Genomic DNA, 18,007 nt, shown 5'->3' with positions numbered 1-18,007 from the left:
CTGCACCACGCGATCTACAGCCCCGGCGTAGAAAACGGCGCGATGGTGGGCCGTAGGCGAGACGTAGTCGGCGCAACGGCGGGCACGGCAACCAAACCCCTACGCGCTCGCCTCATCTTCGACCTCGGCGGTCGCGTACGCGATGAACGACGTGATCTCCTCGACCGCGTGACGTGCGTCGGGGTTGATGTCGAAGCTCAGCTGGAACATGTGCATTGCCCTGTCCCACACCTGGACCCACGCCGGCACACCGGCGGCGTGCAGCTTGTCGGCCAGGGCGAAGGCGTCGTTGAGCAGCATCTCGTGAGTGCCGACCTGGAGCAGGAACGGCCCGAGCCCGTGCAGGTCCGCCTCGGGCGGCATCACCGGTGCGGGCCGGGTGCCGTTGACCGTGGCGAACACGTCGTAGATGAACTTCACGGTCATGAACGGAAACATCACGTCGCGATGCTCTTGCAGCGCACGGTATTTCAGGTCCATGTCGGATGAGGTCAGTGGTGAGAGCAGGACCTGCCCGGCGGGGACGGGTAGGCCGGCGTCGCGGGCCGCCAGAGCGGTGTCGGCGGCCATCAGTCCACCGGCCGAGTCACCGGCCAGGACAATCCGATTGGGTGCGAACCCGAGCGACAGGGCGAGTCGGTAGCCGTCGAGCCCGTCGGCCACGGCGTCCTCGATGTCGGCCTGCGGGGCCAGTCGGTAGCCGACGTTGAGCACGCGTGCCCCGGTGGCGGCGGAAAGCTTCGACACGAAGCGGCGGTGCGAGTTCAGGCCGAGGGTCACCAGCGCCGAGCCGTGCAGGTAGACGATCACCCGGTCGGAGTCGCGGGCCTCGGGTGCGATCACCCATTCGGCCGGACAGTTGGGCAGCGCCACCGGTGTCACCTCGGTGCCGGGCAGCGGCTTGATGAGCCTCAGGGGCCGGTCGATGACATCGAGGTGTGCGCGCTGCAGCAGTGCGGGGGCGACGCGGTTGATGCCCAGTCCGATCAGGGTCAGCAGACCCAGCAATGGGCGGACGAAGATCGCGGTGGTCCAGCCGAGTGCTCTGGACTGCAGGGATGCGGGGCCGAAGTGCACGGTGGCCGGCCGGCTACGCCAATCGAGCGAATTCACGGTACCCAGGGTACCGGGTACCTGAAACCGCTCGGATCAGGGCAGGGCGATGGTGGCCTGGGCTTCGATCGCCTTGTTGACATCGGTCAGCGCGCCCTTGTCGCGTTCCAACGCGTCGGCGTTGATCTGCAGCACGTACACGGCGCCGGGCGCCTGGATCACGATGGTGGTCTGGGTGATCGCGCGGCGCTGTTCAGCCTTCGCGTACGAGCCGGCCAGGTGGACCGAGGGGAATCCGCCGATCTCCCCACGGGTCACGTCGCCACTCGCTTTGTAGTCCGCCAGGTTCTGCAGTTCGTTGGGGGCGAACTCGAGCAGCTTGTTGGGATCGACGTCGCCGGTCAGCTTGGAGATCAACGAGATGACCGACGGCGGATCCGGCGGGTTGGTCGGGTCGTTGACCATCGCCGAGTAGGCCCAGGCCGGTGTGCGGGTGCCGGCGTCGACCCAACCGGGCGGAGTCGGCCAGTTGAACACCGGCGCGCCCGGATCGCCGCGGTGGACCGGCGTTTCGACGAGGCCGCTCTGCTTAATGTAGTCGGCAATGGTGAAGGCGTGTGCGGGCGCCTTGGGGGCGGTCGTGGTCTTCTCGCCGGAGGTATCTGTGGCGATCGCGGACGTGGTCTCGCCACCGCCGCCATTGCTGTCTTCGCCTCCCGAGGTGACCGCGAAGATGATGCCACCGACGAGCAGCACCACCCCGGCGATTGCGGCCGCCGCGAGGACGACATTGCGCCGGTTGGTCGACTTCTGGGGGATCGGGGTGTGCGGCAACGGCGGTGGCCCGAAGTTGGTCTGCGGCGGTCCCACCGGCCCCGCCGGTCCCGAGGGCCCGCCGTGGCCCTGCATGCCGACCGGCGTATTGCTGGCGACGGGTTTGCGTGAGGAGGTTTCGTTGCCTGCCCACGACGAGGTGAACACCGGCGGTTCCGACGGTGGTGCCTGCCGCGGGTTCGACGGCGAGACGGGCGCCGGCGGCGGGTTCACCGGCTTCGGGATGATCAGCGGCGTGGTGGGCGGCGCCGGCTCGTGGGACGGAGCCGGCGTACGTACCTCGGGGGTGGTCTCGGTGGCCGCCTCGGCCAGCGCGACGGCGAAGTCGTGGCAGGTGTCGTAGCGGTCCTTGGCGTCCTTCGACAGCGCCTTGGCCATCACCGAATCAAACACGGCCAGTTCGGGTTTCGTGTCAGCCAGCTTCGGCGGTGGGGAGTTCAGGTGGTGGCTGATCACCACGGCCGGGTTGCTGTGCGCGAACGGCGGAGTGCCCGTGAAGAGGCGGTAGGCCGTGGCGGCCAGCGAGTACTGGTCGGCCCGCCCGTCGAGCGGCTGTCCCATCAACTGTTCGGGCGCGGTGTAGGACATCGAGCCCACGGTGATGTTGGTCGAGGTGAGCCCGTTGACCTCGTCGGCACGCCGCGCGATGCCGAAGTCGGTCAGCATGATGCGGCGCTTGGAACCCTGCTTGCTGGTCAGCAGGATGTTGGCGGGTTTGACGTCACGGTGCAGCAGCTTGCGCTGGTGCGCGTAGTCCAGTGCGTCGCCGACGGCGGTGATGACCTCGATGACATCTTCGGCCGGCATGCCCTTGGGGTACTGATCGTGCAGAAGCTTGGCCGCGTCGTGCCCGTCGACGAAATCCATCGAGATCCACAACCGGCCCTCGAATTCGCCGCGGTCGTGCACGCCGACGATGTGCGGATGCCACAGCGTGGCCGCCATGTCGGCCTCGCGGATGAACCGCTGCCGGAATTCGTTGTCCGAGCTGACGCTGATGGGCAGCACTTTGAGAGCGTCCTCGCGGGGTAACCGCGGGTGGGACGCCAAATAGACCTCGCCCATGCCACCAGTGCCCACCAACCGCACGATGGTGAACCCTGCGAATTCCTGACCGCTAGCCAACGGCATGGAGCGCAGACTACCGGTAGCACCGCTCACGCAACGACTATGCCGGGGGAGTGGCTCCCACGCGCCGGATGCTAGTTCTGCCGGGTGGCGATGTGCGCGGACGGGTTCAGTCGTAGCGTGGAGTGGTGAGCCAACCCAAGGATCTGCCTCGCACCGTCGGTGAGCTGCGCGCCTCCGGCCATCGTGAGCGGGGCGTCAAAGCCGAAATTCGCGAGAACCTGCTGTCCGCACTCGCCGACCGCCGCGACGTGTGGCCGGGCATCCTGGGATTCGACGACACAGTGATCCCGCAGTTGGAGCGGGCGCTGATCGCCGGACACGACGTGGTGCTGCTCGGTGAGCGCGGCCAGGGCAAGACGCGGCTGCTGCGGGCCTTGACGGGGCTGCTCGACGAGTGGACGCCGGTGATCGCCGGGTCGGAGCTGGGTGAGCATCCGTACAGCCCGATCACGCCGGAGTCGATCCGCCGGGCCGCCGATTCCGGCGACGATCTGCCGATCGAGTGGCGGCACCGCAGTGAGCGTTACACCGAGAAGCTGGCCACCCCTGACACCAGCGTGGCCGATCTCGTCGGCGACATCGACCCGATCAAGGTGGCCGAGGGTCGCAGCCTGGGCGACCCGGAAACGATCGCCTACGGGCTGATCCCACGGGCGCACCGCGGCATCGTGGCCGTCAACGAGCTACCCGACCTGGCCGAGCGGATTCAGGTGTCGATGCTCAACGTGATGGAGGAGCGCGATATTCAGGTCCGCGGCTATACCTTGCGGTTGCCGCTCGACGTCCTCGTCGTCGCGAGCGCCAACCCGGAGGACTACACGAACCGCGGCCGGATCATCACCCCGCTCAAGGACCGGTTCGGTGCCGAGATCCGTACGCACTACCCGTTGGAGATCGACGACGAGGTCGGGGTGATCCGCCAGGAGGCTCAGTTGGCCGCCGAGGTCCCGGATTATCTGCTCGGCGTGCTGGCCCGGTTCGCCCGCAATCTGCGTGAGTCGAGCTCGATCGACCAGCGGTCCGGCGTGTCGGCCCGCTTCGCGATCGCGGCTGCCGAGACGGTGGCGGCCTCGGCGCGGCATCGCTCCGCGATCCTCGGTGAGGACGATCCCGTGGCCCGGGTGGTCGATCTGGCGACCGTGATCGACGTGCTGCGCGGCAAGTTGGAGTTCGAGACGGGCGAGGAGGGACGTGAGCAGGCGGTGCTGGAGCACCTGCTGCGACGTGCCACCGCCGACACCGCGCAGCGGCTGCTGGGCGGTATCGACGTCGCACCGTTGGTGGCCGCCGTCGAGGAGGGTTCGCCGGTGACCACCGGGGAGCGGGTGTCGGCCAAGGACGTCCTGGCCGCGCTGCCGGATCTGGCCGTGGTCGACGCGCTTGCCTCCCGGGTGGGCGCGGTGTCGGTCGGTCAGCGCGCCGCGGCCATCGAATTGGCTTTGGAGGCGCTGTATCTGGCCAAGCGTGTGGACAAGGTGACAGGGGAGGGCGAGACGGTCTATGGCTGATCCCGGTCGGGGGCACGGGCACACCTCGCGCTATTCGCGATACACCGGTGGCCCGGATCCACTGGCACCGCCGATCGATCTGCGCGACGCGCTCGAGCAGATCGGTCAGAGCGTCATGGAGGGGAGCTCGCCGCGCCGCGCGCTCTCGGAGTTGATGCGTCGCGGCACCGAGGGCATGCGCGGCACCGACCGCCTGGCGGCCGAGGCCAATCGGAAACGCCGGGAATTGTTGCAGCGGCACAACCTTGACGGCACGCTGCAGGAGATCAAGAAACTGCTCGACGAGGCCGTGCTCACCGAGCGCAAGGAGTTGGCCCGCGCGCTCGACGATGACGCGCGGTTCGGCGAGTTGCAGATGGAGGCACTCTCACCGTCACCGGCCAAGGCGGTGCAGGAACTCGCCGACTATGACTGGCGCAGCCCGGAGGCGCGGCAGAAGTACGAGGAGATCAAGGATCTGCTGGGCCGCGAGATGCTGGATCAGCGTTTCGCCGGCATGAAGGACGCGTTGGAGAACGCCACCGACGAGGACCGGCAGCGGGTCAACGACATGCTCGATGATCTCAACGACCTGCTGGACAAGCACGCCCGCGGTGAGGACACCCCGCAGGACTTCCAGAACTTCATGGACAAGCACGGCGAGTTCTTCCCTGAAGGTCCGCAGAACATCGATGAACTGTTGGATGCGCTGGCCAAGCGAGCCGCGGCCGCGCAGCGGTTCCGCAACAGCCTGTCGGCCGAGCAGCGTGCCGAGCTGGACGCTCTGGCGCAGCAGGCTTTCGGTTCGCCGTCGTTGATGAATGCGCTCAATCGGCTCGACTCGCACCTGCAGGCGGCCCGGCCGGGTGAGGACTGGAGCGGGTCGGAGCGGTTCTCCGGAGGTGATCCGCTGGGCATGGGTGAGGGCGCCCAGGCGCTGTCCGACATCGCCGAGTTGGAGCAGTTGGCCGACGCGCTGTCACAGAGCTACGCCGGGGCGTCGATGGACGACGTCGACCTTGAGGCGTTGGCCCGCCAGCTCGGCGATGACGCCGCGATCGACGCCCGAACCCTGTCCGAACTGGAGAAGGCCCTGGTCAACCAGGGCTTCATCGACCGTGGTTCCGACGGGCAGTGGCGGCTTTCGCCCAAGGCCATGCGCCAGCTCGGCCAGACCGCGTTGCGTGATGTGGCGCAACAGCTTTCGGGTCGGCACGGCGAGCGGGACACCCGCCGCGCCGGGGCGGCGGGGGAGTTGACCGGGGCCACCCGCCCCTGGCAGTTCGGCGACACGGAGCCGTGGAACGTCACCCGCACGGTCACCAATGCGGTGCTGCGCCAGGCCGGTACCGGGATCGCCGAGCGGCCGATTCGGTTCGCGGTCGAGGACGTCGAGATCTCTGAGACCGAGACCCGCACCCAGGCGTGTGTCGCGCTGCTGGTGGACACCTCGTTCTCGATGGTGATGGAGAACCGCTGGCTACCGATGAAGCGCACGGCGCTGGCGCTCAACCATCTGGTGAGTACCCGGTTCCGCTCAGATGAGTTGCAGATCATCGCTTTCGGCCGGTACGCGCGCACGGTGACCGCCGGTGAACTGACCGGGCTGGAGGGCGTGTACGAGCAGGGCACCAACCTGCACCACGCGCTGGCCCTGGCGACGCGGCACCTGCGTCGTCACCCCAATGCGCAGCCGGTCGTGCTGGTGGTGACCGACGGCGAGCCGACTGCGCACCTGGAGGACTTCGGTGACGGGGAAGGTTCTTCCGTATTTTTTGATTACCCACCACACCCCCGCACCATCGCGCACACCGTGCGGGGTTTCGACGAGGTGGCCCGGCTTGGCGCACAGGTGACGATCTTCCGGCTGGGCTCCGATCCGGGCCTGGCCAGTTTCATCGACCAGGTGGCCCGCCGGGTGCAGGGCCGGGTGGTCGTGCCTGATCTCGACGGCCTGGGCGCCGCGGTGGTCGGGGACTACCTGCACTCACGTCGGCGCTGATTTGCGACACAGTCGGCGCGCAGTGGGCTCGCGTAGTCTCTGGGAGCGATGGGGGTCATAAGGCGCGGTGTGGGTGTGGTCGTGTTGGCGGCCGGACTGATTCTCAGCGGGTGTACGCAGATGACCGATGGCACCGCGAAGGCCGGGTTCGCACCACCAGGAGGGGCATCGGGAGCATCCGGTTACAAGGCCCAAACCTGCGAGCAGTTGCACTCGGACGCCTGGATCGAGGTTCCCGGGACCGGGCCCGACGAGCCGCGGGTGCGTGTCGCGCAACCGCCGGGTTGGGTACCGGTGCCCGAGTTCGCCAAGGGTCCGGTCAAATTGGTGTTGCGTAATGAATCCCTCACCGACGGTGTGACGAATCCGGCCATCTCGGTGTCGATCGGAGATGCGACGGACGGGGACCGGTCACCCAAGGACCTGCTGAGTGACACCATCAAGGGCTTCCAATCCATCGGTGCGCAGAACATCACCCAGGTGCCGTCCGAGATCTGTGGTTTCCCGGCGCTGATGGTCAACTACACGACCCCGCCCGACGACAAGATCAGCAAGACCAGCTACGTGACGTCCGTGTCGGTGATGGTGCCGCTCGGAGCGAAGGTCTGGAACATCGTGGCGTTGGCGCAGAGCACGGCGCCCAACAATCCCACCTTCATGGCTGACGCGCAGGTGATGCTGGCGGGGTTGCGGATTGCGATGCCGCGCTGAGCCGGCATTTGTCGACGTTCGGTATGCGCGCGGATATCGAAACTCGATAACGCCCCTTCTGTTCATTGCGTAGGCAATAAACGGCGCTCGGCCCCGGGGCGGCAATACAGCACTTCGGCAATGCAACCATTGCGTAATGCAACGATATTCTGCCTTTCTTGATCGGTTCTTTCAATTCATTGCACACGCAATCAAATGGCGAAGGTTGATGGGGTCGGCGTACCCGCCCCGCCGGGCTGGCCGACGCTGCCGGTGGCATCGGCATCGATGTGACCTGGTCATACCGCGCGGGCGGGGGCGTGCCGGGCGGACGTCCGTGCCTGGGTTCGGTGAAAATCGGCGATCGGGTAAAAGCAGTTTTGTGTCGCTACATTCGGTCGGCGCTCGGCGGAGTCCTTGCCGGCCGTAGTTAACGGATTTGCCGATGATTTTCCTGTAGTTATCGGTTGCAGGAGTGAATGCGGAGACTTAGCATTCTCAGGAGTTTCTAAGTTGCCGTCGGCGGATTTCCTAGTCGGCCGTATCGTCCTCTAGTTAAGGGGTCCACCGCATGGCTGTACGTCCGCTCGTCACCACTGGTGCCGCACTTCTCAGCGCAGCTGCGGTCGTCGCCGCGACGCCGGCCTTGTTCGTGCCCCGTGACCACATCACGGTCGCTGCGCCGACCGCAGCACTGGAACCGTCGAAGCTGACGCAGGACCAGATCAATCTGCTTGCACTGTCGCTGCAGGGTGCCTGGCAGTCGTTCACCCAGGGGTACGGCGGGATCTACATCCCCGGCCAGGTCCCCGAGATCGATCCGGTCACCGGCGAGATCGTCACCGACGCCGATGGCAATCCGGTGATGGTCGATGCGCCTGGTGACTGCACCGCGGACGGAGCCGTGTGCCAGAAGGGCTTCACCGGTCTGGCGTACTACCTCAGCGACAACATCCTGCCTCTGGGGCCGGTGGACAACATCTTCTTCGAGGGCGGCTTCACCGAGCTGGCGCACGTGGCCATCCGTACCGTGGCCATGGCTATCGACAACGTAGACCCGACTGGCCGGCTGGATCTGACCAAGCGTGTCGACGACTTCTTCGAAGGCGGCGCAACGCAACTCATCGGCAACCTGTTGCTCGACAACCTGCCGCAGGACGGCTATGCCTACGGCCTGACCAACTCGTTCTTCTTCGGATACGGCGACAACACCGGCATCTACGCGGCGTTCACCTATGTCGTGGATGCGATCGCCCAGGGCACCTCGACGCCCACACCGAATCTGATCAATCCGCTGGACTCCGGCCCTTCGTTGCTCTCGACCCAGGACGAGAGCACCGGTGACACCACGCTGCTGGCCAAGAAGGAGACCGGCACGACCGTCACCAGCCTGCCGGGGCCGGCGTCACTGCTGAACCTGTCGACGCAGTCGCCGTTCAAGAAGCTGTTCAAGTCGCCCTTCCAGGCCCCCGCCCAAGACGAGGCGAACCTCGTCGACACCCTCGACGTCACCGACCCAGGCGTGGTCAAGGACACCGAGAACCCGGTCGAGGGTGGCAGCGGGGCTGTTCCGTTGGGCAGTGGGATTCCGAAGCTGGACCTTCCGAAGTTCCAGCTCCCCAAGGCTCCGGAATTCAAGGCGCCGGAATTCAAGACGCCCGACCTGACGGTCCCAGAGGTCAAGTCACCCGACGCCACGGTGCCCGAATTCAAGGCGCCGGAACTCAAGCCCGACCTCCCGAAGGTCCACGTCAAGGACAAAGAGGTCGCCGGCGAAGAAGGAAACAACACCGGCGTTGACACCCGGAACGGTAACAAGGCCACGCCGCCCATCCTGTTCGGCGACGGCAGGCCGAAGGGCGAGTCCAACGGCAGCAAGTTCCTGAAGAAACTGGGCGAGGCCGTCAAGAACGCCACCGACGCCGGCAAGGACAACGGAACCGACGGCGGCGACAAGTAGTCGTGCGGCCAGAAGCCTTAGTGCGATCTCAGTTGGTTCTCAGGTTCGACGACTGCCGGTGAAGTTCGCTCGGGCCCCTGAGCTGGGCATATTGACTGCCGTGTAAGGCGGAGTGCGTCCGACGTTTGTCGGCGGCGTTCTCAATCCGGAAATGCCGGCGCAATCAATGGCAGCCGTTATTGCTTTTCGTGACGGGAGGCCGCCGGTTTTCGGCGGGGATTTTTGGCACCCAGACGGCCGAGGTTCGTGGTGGCCGGGGATGAGCCGTGATGCCGGCTGTGCCCGCACCGGGTGAGGGTGCGTCGGTGCCGGCCTAATGCTCACTGACCTAGGGAGATGACGGGACGGCCGCCGGTTGACCTCGGCGGGCGCGTGAGTGTGCCGGACCGCTACCTCCGGTGTTCACGCCACGGATTCCGTATGCGGTTACCCGCACTTTTGTGCCCGGCGGGTGCATCGGCAACGGTATTCGAAATTAGCTGAACCTGAATCGATCGGGAATGTTGCGTTCGGCGCCGAAATATTTGTCGGAGCCGTCCCGCAAAAGCGGCGCTGCGACCGTGCGTCAGCAGCTCCTGCCTCGCGTCGGGAGAGGTTGCGGGAGGTGGTGACGGGAATTACCCTTCTCAAGGACTTTTAAGGTACTACGCAGATGCCGGGACGGATTCTCAGGAATCCGTCCTGCGCTTGAGATAAGGGGCCACACCCACATGGCAGTCCGTCCGCTCGTCACCACTGGTGTGGCCCTGCTCAGCGCCGGTGCGCTGGTGGCCGGGACTCCTGCGCTGTTCGTTCCTCGTGACGAGATCACGGTTGCCGCCTCCACTGCGGAAGCCACGGTCCACCGGACCATGACGGCCGAGCAGATCAACCTGGTGGCGCTTTCGCTGGAAGCGGCCTTGGGATCCTTCGTCGATGGTTACGGCGGCTATTACTACCAGGGCTATGTTCCCGCCCCGACCCCCGGCTACATCCTCAACGAGGACGGGACTCTCCTCTTAGATCCAGATGAGGACACTCCGCCAGATACCGCACTGGTCGGGCCGGATGGACAGCCTCTTTACAAAGATGCGGCGCACACGATCCCCGCAACCGTCGGCGACATGGGCGACGGCGTTCAGTTCTACAACGCCTTGGGCAACAAGGTCAACGAGAACTTCTACGACCCGGGCAACTGCTCCGCAACCGGCGCGGTCTGCCATGACGGTTTCACCGGTCTGGCCTACTACCTCAGCGACAACATTCTGCCGCTTGATGTTGTCGACAACATCTTCTTCGAGGCGGGCGCCACCGAGTTCGCCTATCTCGGTTCAGTGGTCGCCGCCTCGCTCGTCGATGCGTTCGACCCGACGCAACGTCTCCAGCTGTCGAAGCGTGTCGATGAGTTCTTCACCGGTGGGGCCACCATGGTCGTCGGCAGCATTCTGAACGACAACCTTCCGGATGGCACTTTCGTACAGAATCTGAGCAACTCGTTCTTCTTCGGGTACGGCGATGCCACGGGCATCACCGCCGCCGTCACGTACATCGTTGACACCGTGCGGGAGCTGATTGCTCCGCCCGAGGAGGAAGCCGCCGACAGCTTCAGCCTCCTGTCCACGCAGAAGGAGACCGCGGCGACAGCGGAAGCTGAATCGGGTTCCGTGACCTCCACGGCTCTGCCGAACCTCAGCAAGCTCCTGAGTCTGCCGACGAACGTCGAGTCGCCGTTCAAGAAGCTGGTGGAGAAGCTCGAGGCGCCCGATGAGTCCAAGCTCGTCAAGACTCTCGACCTCAAGACCGAGGACGCCGCGGTCGACGAGACTGCTGAGGGCAGCACCGAGGCGGCGACGCCCGTTGTCGAGGTCTCGAAGCCAGAGGCTCCGAAGTTCGAGCTGCCGAAGCTCGATCTTGGCCTGAACCTGACGCCCAAGACCACGGTCAAAGAGGCTGCGGAAGTCAAAGAGCCTGCGGCACAAGAGGAGTCCGAGGAAAAGGCGGGCTCTGAGGAGAAGGCCGGCGCTGCGGATTCGGCTGACACCGGTGCCGCCGGCAAGACTCCGAACAAGTTCGTTCCCAAGTCGCGCACCACTGAGCGCAAGAAGTCGGCCGGCGAGAAGTTCGTCGAGAACGCCACGAAGAATCTCGAGAAGGCGTTCAAGCCCACCACCAAGGCCGGTGCCGACAAGCAGGAGGCTGCCAAGGGTGCGTCCGCCAAGGGTGCTTCCGACAGCGATTCCGGAGCCAAGGCCGGCAACACGCATGCCGATGCCAAGAGCGCAAAGGACAACAAGGACAGCAAGGGCCACAAGGACAAGTAACGCCTGAACTGACGCGCAACGGCCCCCTCCAAATCGGAGGGGGCCGTTGCGTTTTCACGTACTTGGATGGTGGCTGTGTACGACCTGTGAATTCTCGTGATCATGTGCGGAACAGCAAATGAACAACGGCGCCAGTACCTATCGCACCTGGTCGCGGTGCCTTAGGTTCGCTGGCGGGCCAGTGGCAATGTCAGCTGCGTGGCCCCAATTTAGCTGCGGCGCAACGCCACTCACGAGAGGTAACAGGCATGGCAAAACATCGGAAGATCTCCGAGCGGTCGGTACGGGGACGGACGTTGGTAGGTGGGATCCTCGCGGGCGGTGCGCTGGCGATGGCTGGTCCGGCCGGGATGGCGCTCGCCGTGCCCACCCACACCGGCAACCCGTCCGCCGACGCTGTCGGGCGTCCCGACCTGGGCAACCCAGCCCCGGGCGTCCGCGTCACGCAGGCCGTGGGCGACCAGGTCTTCAACCAGAAGACGCCTGTCAACAAGGCCCTCGATGACAGCGACCTCGGCAAGGTCTACCACCTGAACTACGGGACCACGAGCACGGGCGTCGTCGACCCCAAGACCGGCAAGGTCGATCCCGGCACCAACGGTGTCGTCAAGGGTGAGCTGAACGTCAACGCCGGGAAGTACTACTACGACGATCTCCAGACCCGCGGTCTCGCGCTGCCAGACGAGAAGGACCTGCCGGGCGTGCTGCCGAAGTTGGCCAGCGGACACACCTCGACCGCCAAGTCAGCCTCCAAGACGTCATCGAACTGCACCGCGGCGGCCGGTAAGACCTCCGTCAGTGCGCAGGCAGCCAGCTGCTGACGCTTCTTCGGATAGCACGACGGGCGGGCCTTCGGGCCCGCCCGTTTTGTCTTTCAATCAACCTGGTTACGGCGCTTCTTGCGCTTCACGCTCACGCTGCCCCACAGGGAGAACCCGCGGATGTGTACGCGCGGCGCCCCGGATGTGCCGGCCCCGTCGACGCCGTGATCGAAGTTCCCCATCACGCCCACACCATCGACATCCACATTCACCTCGGGTGGCACCAGGATGGTCTGCCCGCCGAAGATCGAATAGGTGCGGACGTCGACGTCGGGTGCGGTGAAGTCGGCGTAGCGCAGGTCGACCACTCCGCCGCCGAAGAGGGCGAACGTCGTCAGCTTCTTGGGAACGTTCCATCGGCCGCGGCGCTCGAACCCGCTCATGATCGCCAGCAGCAGCGTCGAGGGAGCGGGGCGACACTGGCTGGCCGAACAGTTCACCGCACCCGGAAGGTCGCGGCTGAGCCGGGCCAGATCGTCGTAGGTCTCCGCCGCGTAGGCCTTTGCTAGCCGGTCCTCGTATTCATTCATCGGCAGCCGGCCCGCGGCGGCAGCATCGGTGAGCAGCTGCGCCACCTGGATGCGGTCGGTGTCGGCAGCCCGCATCGACCTGTCCTGCGGCGCTGAAGTGCTCATCGCTGTCGAGCCTACGACTATCGCTGTCACATGCAAGACCAGTAGCCAAACTGTGTCGCCGAGGGCGCGGAAGTGACGGCTGTGCGACGCCGGTGATCTATCGGTCGCTACCCAGGTAGTCCTGGAACGAAACGCCGTTGACTGCATTTTCCGGTGTCAGATTGGCCCCGGACCTGTAACCGGCGACGATCCTCCCGGGCATGGTGAGTCTGGCCACCCGACGGAGGCTGTTGTGTGCTGACAGATACATCTGTCCCAATTCTGGGTGGCTGTGGACGCTGGGGCCGCCGATGTCGGACACCCGCCCCGCGGGCTCGGAATCGATCAGCGCGACCAATCGGGCGGCCACATCCCGGGTGTCGATCGGCTGGAATCGGACATCACGCAACGTCCACAAAACGGGCGAAAATCGCTGCGCCGAGAACGTCTTTTCGATTAGCTCGTGGAACTGCGTCGCGCGCAGGATCGTGTGCCCGACACCGGACGTCTCGAGCGCCTGCTCGACCCGGAGCTTGGTCTTGTAATAAGGAAGCGGAATGTCCTCGATCCCGACGATCGAGATGTAGACGAGATGCCCGACGCCCTTGCGTCGTACGGCCTCGACCAGATTCCGGGCCGCCCGGACGTCCTTACTGCCGGTGGGTTGCGTAGCGCAATGGACGACGACGTCCACGCCGTCGAGTGCGGCATCCAACCCGGCGGGGGAGAGCAGGTCGGCCTGGTGCCAATGCACACCCGTGTAGCCGATCCGTTCCCGACGGCTCAGTGCGCGAACCTGATGACCGGCGTCGATGGCCTCGGGCACCACATGGTGACCCAGACTGCCGGTCGCCCCGGTGACGAGCACAGTGCGTGGCATGTGGGCCACGCTACCGACGCGTCACCGGGGCTGTCAGCGATTACGGCGGGCGGGTCTTACGCCGCGGCGTGCTTCGGGGCCTTCTTGTCCTGCTTCTTCGACTCCTTGACCTTCGCCTTGGCGTCGTCGGCCGTCTTGTCGAGCTTCTTCGCGGTGTCCCTGCCGGCCTTGTCCACCTTTTCGGCGGTGTCCTCGGCGGCTTGACGCACCTTGGCGACGGTTTCCTTCACCGACTTCTTGAGCGGATTGTTCGCGTCGGTGGCGTGGCGGGACTTGGCCTTGGTCTTGGCCGACTCGGAGAGTTTCGTGACGCTCTTGGAGACCGCGGTGTCCTTCGACGAATCCTGATCCAGACCAAGGTCGTTGAGTGCGTCCTTGAGAGGCGTCGGCTTGGTGCCGGTGTCCGTGTCGGTCGCTTCGACGCTGAGCGTCTTCAACTGCGCGCCCGCCGAGGGGAGCGCGTTGACGGACTGGGTGCCCGCCTTTTTGTTGGCCGTGGAGCCGTTGACCTTCAGCATGTTGTCGATGGCGGTTTCCATCTGAGCATTCATGTCATCGAGGGCATGGGTGACCGGGGCCAGGCCCTTCTCGACGGCATCGAACATGGGGTCGGCGCCCTTCTGCACGGCCTCCAAGGCGTCAGAAAGGGCCTTCGCGACCGCCACCGATGCGGCATTCTTGACGATCGGCTCCAAGTTCGCGCCCGGCAGTTTCGCGACCCAGGCGTCCGGGTTCAGGGCGTTGGCCTGGATGCCGTCGATCAACGCGTCGAACACAATCTGGTTGGCCGCCAGCTGTTGCGTCGGAGTGAGCGGGGAGTGCCAGAAGTATGCCTGCTCACCGGCTTCGTTGAACGAGCGTTCCAGGGTGTTGGGGTCGACGTCCTGGTAACCCATGTTCACCAGCTTGCGCAGTGCGGGCTCGATGCTGTCGGTCAACGGAGTCGGGATGTCAACACCCGGAACGAGGTTGAGCAGATGCGGCGCCATCCGGAACGGCTCGAGAAGCGGGAGATTGCCCGAGTCATAGGTGATGTATGTGGCGTTGCCGGGGAAGTCGAGGACGTTCACGTTGAAGAGCTTCAGTAAGTCGCCGAGGACGGGGATCATCTGCAGACCCTGGCCGCCGGTCGGGTCGATCATCACCTTCACGCCGTCGCCGATGCCGGTGATCAGCTTCGGCAGCACATGGTTGCCGATGTTGTTGCCCTCGTCGGGCAGGAGGTAGGTGAGGAACACTCCGGCGGCGGCGGAGTTGGCCCAGGCGAGCGGGTTCAGCGTGGTGGGCACATCCGACAGCGGGTTGTAGGCCCAGGTGATGTCGAGGATCGAGGTGTTGAGCACCTTGGTCTGGTCGGCATTGGTGTAGCTGCCCGCATCCGGTGTGGTGAGGTCAACTCCGAACAGATTGGTGAGAGGCGTTGCCAGAGCAAGCAATCCGCCACCCGGTCGACTGACGTTGTTGACGAAGATCAGCCACTGCCCCGTCACGCCGACGCCCCATCCCGGGTCATCGGACTGCACCGCGTTGATCATGTCGCGGTAGGCCAATGATGTGGTGAGCCCGCCCAGGCTCTCCGACAGGATGATGTCGCGGCGCTGATTCAGAACGGGTGCGTGTTTGGCGATCCAGTTGATGAAGGCATTGTTATCGCCGAGCCCGAACATCTTGGAGAGCCCGGTGAAGGTGTAGTCCAGTCCGTTGACGGCGTTGTACACGTCGTCGGGCATGGGTCCCTTGACGCCGGCCTCGATGGGTGAGATGGCGTCCAGCAGATCCAGTAATCCGATGACCGTCTCGGCCAGTGCGGTGTTGCCGGTCAATCCTCCGGCTGTCCTGATCACGTTCTCCGGCGTGATCCCCAGGAGTTGAGCGGTCCAGAAGATCGGGCCAACTCCGTAGATCCCGACGATGTCGGGGATTTTGCCGATGTCTGAGTTTGATGCTGCGGTCAGCTCGACCTCCGCTTGCACGCTGCGGTTGTGGGCTGCGAGCGCCTCCGGCGCGGACGACGCCACGCCTGCGGTCAGCGCTGCTGTGGTCGCAACGACGGCGGCCGCGGTGGCGGCGGCCTTGGCCGTGTGCAGACGGAGAGGAGTGGGCTGTGACATCAAGCGCGCCGCCTTCTGAGTGTGATGTGGACGACAAAGTGCTTGCACACTGTAACAACAGTTATTTCCCCGGCGGCAAATTTGCCAAGATGACGATCTTGTGTGCAGACGTCGGAGCTGCGTGCTACGGAATCCGTCGTCAGCCGACGCGCATCGCCGATGCGGCAGGGTATTTCACTCGTGAGAACGCGCGGGGCGTGGCGAACTCGGAACCCGTGGGTTCCGGTCGATGGCATTGCGGCGAGTGCAGCCGCGGGGCCGAATTGAATGCAACTTTGGAGACGCCGAACGCCCGCCGGAACGCGGCGCGAGTGCATTCGGTACTGGGCTCAAGGGGCTCGGTCGTCGGTTGGGCGTGCTGACCTGAACGGTTGGGCACTCACGGCGGCGGATGCTCGGCCACCGAAAAGGTTGGCGTTCAGTGATATTCGAGGATCGGAGGTGTGCGCTTTCGCCCACCCCGGAGTGAGCGGGGGTCCAGGGCCGCGGCCGGCCCTGGACCCTTCTCTGCACTCAGCTCAGGCAGGCGCCTTTTGTTGCGCCCCTGCGGGGATCAGGCCGAGCTGCTGCAGCATGCCGAGGGTGTCCCAGGTGACCCAATTCTCGGCGATCTTGCCGTCTTCGATACGCGTCGTATCGGTCAGGTTGATCCGGGCGTGCTTGCCGGTGGCCGGCTGCCCCATGAGCTCACCGGTGTTATCGCCCTGCGCCTCGATCATCGTGCAGACGTAGTCGCCCTCGGCCACCTGCATCTTGATGTCGAATCTCATGTTGGAGAACGACTTCCGATACATCTCGATGAGGCTTCTCATGTGCTCGGGGCCGCGCTGATCCCCGAACGGATCCTGGGTGTCGTGGTAGGCGGCACCTGGAGCGACGAGGTCGTCCAGCTCGCTGAGGTCGCCGGAGGCGAATACCTCCCATACGCGTCGGGAAATCGCCTTGTTCTGATCATCGGCCATGATTCCGGCCTTTCAGGGGGTCACCGCACGGCAGATAACGTCCGCACAGAAAACGGTAGAACTGTGGCCGCAGATCCGACAGGCACGCCGCAGGGTGTGCTGCCACTGGCAATTACCGGCCGCCCCGTCTACACGGGCTGACCTGCGCCGTCCCCGATGCCGCCACTGCGGGATGGCATCGCTTCCGGTCGGTGCGGTTTTCGTCGACTGGGTCAGTTCTCGGCCTCGACAGTGAGCACGATCTTGCCGGTGGTGCGGCCATCGCCGATCACCTTCAGCGCCTGTGCCGCTTCGGATAACGGGTACTGCGCGCCGACATGTACCCGTAGCCGTCCGTCCGCCACGAGTTCGGCGATGGATTGCAGGCCGGCAGCGTCGGGTTCGACGAGGTAGTCGTAGGCGTGGACGTTCAACTCGCGCGCCCGGTCGAACAGGCCGGGAGTCCAGGCGGCTTGAGCGCTGACCAGAACTCCGCCCGGGCGGAGGCACTGCAAGGCGTCACGGCCGGCCGCGCCGCCGAACATCTGGATCACGACGTCCACGTCGTTGACGACTTCGTGGACTGCAGCCGTGGTGTAATCCACCACTTCGTCGGCGCCCAGACTGCGGATGAAGTCGTGTTTGGCGGTGCGGGCGGTGCCGATCACATACGCGCCGTGTGCCTTGGCGATCTGCACCGCGAGGTGACCCACGCCGCCCGCGGCGGCGGAGATCAGCACGCGCCGGCCAGGAGCCAGTCGGGCCACGTCGATGAGCATCTGCCAGGCGGTGAGCCCCGCCAGGGGTAGTGCCGCAGCTTCGGCGAAGCTCAGTCCGGTTGGCATGGGCGCGAAGTGGCGGGACGGCGCGGCGACGAACTCGGCGTAGCAGGCCGCCTGCCGGGGAAACCACGGCATGCCGAAGACGCGGTCACCGACGTGGAATCGGGTGACGCCGTAACCCACCTCTTCGACCACGCCAGCTACGTCCCAGCCGTGAATGAAGGGCAGGTCCAGTACCCGGTTGTAGGCCAAGCCCCCGCTTGTGTAGTAGTCCACCGGGTTGACTCCCGCAGCGTGGACCCGGACCTTCACCTCGGTGGGCGCCGGGCGAGGCTCCGGCACTTCAACGAGGCGCACGGAGTCGGGGCCGTCCCATTCGTGCTGGATGATGGCGCGCATGA

Annotated in this window: 13 protein-coding genes and 1 pseudogene; 6 read left to right on the top strand and 8 right to left on the bottom strand. The window is 65.4% G+C overall.

What is annotated here, in order from left to right; genetic code table 11:
* Positions 1-99 precede the first annotated feature (99 nt).
* From AC4LGL_RS17575 to AC4LGL_RS17565, 3 genes and pseudogenes are all read right to left on the bottom strand, one after another.
* Positions 100-1,113: an alpha/beta hydrolase gene (locus tag AC4LGL_RS17575; RefSeq protein ID WP_491839882.1), complete on the bottom strand. Its 1,014-nt coding sequence runs from the start codon at positions 1,111-1,113 to the stop codon at positions 100-102.
* Between the two features lie 36 nt (positions 1,114-1,149).
* Complete coding sequence (locus AC4LGL_RS17570; protein ID WP_491839937.1) at positions 1,150-1,962, bottom strand: LpqN/LpqT family lipoprotein; 813 nt, start codon at positions 1,960-1,962, stop codon at positions 1,150-1,152.
* Between the two features lie 144 nt (positions 1,963-2,106).
* Positions 2,107-3,018 (bottom strand): annotated as a pseudogene (locus tag AC4LGL_RS17565) (serine/threonine-protein kinase); the annotation flags it as partial.
* A 125-nt stretch (positions 3,019-3,143) separates the two neighbouring features.
* Here AC4LGL_RS17565 and AC4LGL_RS17560 point away from each other — a divergent pair.
* The 6 genes from AC4LGL_RS17560 (at position 3,144) to AC4LGL_RS17535 (ending at position 12,278) form a co-directional block, all read left to right on the top strand.
* A complete protein-coding gene (locus AC4LGL_RS17560; protein ID WP_491839881.1) occupies positions 3,144-4,526 on the top strand; it encodes a sigma 54-interacting transcriptional regulator in 1,383 nt (460 codons plus the stop codon).
* The gene (locus AC4LGL_RS17555; RefSeq protein WP_491839880.1) at positions 4,519-6,507 is read left to right on the top strand and encodes a vWA domain-containing protein; all 1,989 of its coding nucleotides are present in this window, start codon (positions 4,519-4,521) and stop codon (positions 6,505-6,507) included. Before AC4LGL_RS17560 ends, AC4LGL_RS17555 begins: the two co-directional genes overlap by 8 nt.
* Before the next feature lie 120 nt (positions 6,508-6,627).
* Positions 6,628-7,218 (top strand): hypothetical protein, encoded by a 591-nt coding sequence (locus AC4LGL_RS17550; RefSeq protein WP_491839879.1) that lies wholly within the window; start codon positions 6,628-6,630, stop codon positions 7,216-7,218.
* Between the two features lie 550 nt (positions 7,219-7,768).
* Positions 7,769-9,157, top strand: a complete 1,389-nt coding sequence (locus AC4LGL_RS17545) for a hypothetical protein (RefSeq protein WP_491839878.1) — start codon at positions 7,769-7,771, stop codon at positions 9,155-9,157.
* Between the two features lie 710 nt (positions 9,158-9,867).
* Positions 9,868-11,457 carry a prolipoprotein diacylglyceryl transferase gene (locus tag AC4LGL_RS17540; protein ID WP_491839877.1) on the top strand — a complete coding sequence of 530 codons (1,590 nt, stop codon included), beginning with the start codon at positions 9,868-9,870 and terminating at the stop codon, positions 11,455-11,457.
* Between the two features lie 248 nt (positions 11,458-11,705).
* The gene (locus AC4LGL_RS17535; protein ID WP_491839876.1) at positions 11,706-12,278 is read left to right on the top strand and encodes a hypothetical protein; all 573 of its coding nucleotides are present in this window, start codon (positions 11,706-11,708) and stop codon (positions 12,276-12,278) included.
* Positions 12,279-12,331: 53 nt separating this feature from the next.
* Here the strand turns inward: AC4LGL_RS17535 and AC4LGL_RS17530 are convergent, their stop codons facing one another.
* From AC4LGL_RS17530 to AC4LGL_RS17510, 5 genes are all read right to left on the bottom strand, one after another.
* The gene (locus AC4LGL_RS17530; RefSeq protein ID WP_491839875.1) at positions 12,332-12,913 is read right to left on the bottom strand and encodes a DUF1707 SHOCT-like domain-containing protein; all 582 of its coding nucleotides are present in this window, start codon (positions 12,911-12,913) and stop codon (positions 12,332-12,334) included.
* A gap of 97 nt (positions 12,914-13,010) precedes the next feature.
* Entirely contained in the window at positions 13,011-13,772 is a 762-nt protein-coding gene (locus AC4LGL_RS17525; protein WP_491839874.1) for an SDR family oxidoreductase, read from the bottom strand.
* A 56-nt stretch (positions 13,773-13,828) separates the two neighbouring features.
* Positions 13,829-15,883 carry an alpha/beta hydrolase family protein gene (locus tag AC4LGL_RS17520; RefSeq protein WP_491839873.1) on the bottom strand — a complete coding sequence of 685 codons (2,055 nt, stop codon included), beginning with the start codon at positions 15,881-15,883 and terminating at the stop codon, positions 13,829-13,831.
* Positions 15,884-16,401: 518 nt separating this feature from the next.
* Complete coding sequence (locus AC4LGL_RS17515; RefSeq protein WP_491839872.1) at positions 16,402-16,845, bottom strand: ester cyclase; 444 nt, start codon at positions 16,843-16,845, stop codon at positions 16,402-16,404.
* A gap of 212 nt (positions 16,846-17,057) precedes the next feature.
* A complete protein-coding gene (locus AC4LGL_RS17510) occupies positions 17,058-18,005 on the bottom strand; it encodes an NADP-dependent oxidoreductase (RefSeq protein ID WP_491839871.1) in 948 nt (315 codons plus the stop codon).
* Positions 18,006-18,007: the final 2 nt, after the last annotated feature.

Source organism: Mycolicibacterium arcueilense (genome assembly GCF_058536225.1).
This window is presented reverse-complemented; position numbering and strand designations above follow the sequence as displayed.

What these genes read in the sequence shown, in the direction of transcription:
- AC4LGL_RS17570 (WP_491839937.1), bottom strand. Translation starts at nt 1,962, where the DNA reads ATGCAGGGCCACGGCGGGCCCTCGGGACCGGCGGGGCCGGTGGGACCG.
- AC4LGL_RS17555 (WP_491839880.1), top strand. Translation starts at nt 4,519, where the DNA reads ATGGCTGATCCCGGTCGGGGGCACGGGCACACCTCGCGCTATTCGCGA.
- AC4LGL_RS17550 (WP_491839879.1), top strand. Translation starts at nt 6,628, where the DNA reads ATGACCGATGGCACCGCGAAGGCCGGGTTCGCACCACCAGGAGGGGCA.
- AC4LGL_RS17545 (WP_491839878.1), top strand. Translation starts at nt 7,769, where the DNA reads ATGGCTGTACGTCCGCTCGTCACCACTGGTGCCGCACTTCTCAGCGCA.
- AC4LGL_RS17540 (WP_491839877.1), top strand. Translation starts at nt 9,868, where the DNA reads ATGGCAGTCCGTCCGCTCGTCACCACTGGTGTGGCCCTGCTCAGCGCC.
- AC4LGL_RS17535 (WP_491839876.1), top strand. Translation starts at nt 11,706, where the DNA reads ATGGCAAAACATCGGAAGATCTCCGAGCGGTCGGTACGGGGACGGACG.
- AC4LGL_RS17530 (WP_491839875.1), bottom strand. Translation starts at nt 12,913, where the DNA reads ATGAGCACTTCAGCGCCGCAGGACAGGTCGATGCGGGCTGCCGACACC.
- AC4LGL_RS17525 (WP_491839874.1), bottom strand. Translation starts at nt 13,772, where the DNA reads ATGCCACGCACTGTGCTCGTCACCGGGGCGACCGGCAGTCTGGGTCAC.
- AC4LGL_RS17520 (WP_491839873.1), bottom strand. Translation starts at nt 15,883, where the DNA reads ATGTCACAGCCCACTCCTCTCCGTCTGCACACGGCCAAGGCCGCCGCC.
- AC4LGL_RS17515 (WP_491839872.1), bottom strand. Translation starts at nt 16,845, where the DNA reads ATGGCCGATGATCAGAACAAGGCGATTTCCCGACGCGTATGGGAGGTA.
- AC4LGL_RS17510 (WP_491839871.1), bottom strand. Translation starts at nt 18,005, where the DNA reads ATGCGCGCCATCATCCAGCACGAATGGGACGGCCCCGACTCCGTGCGC.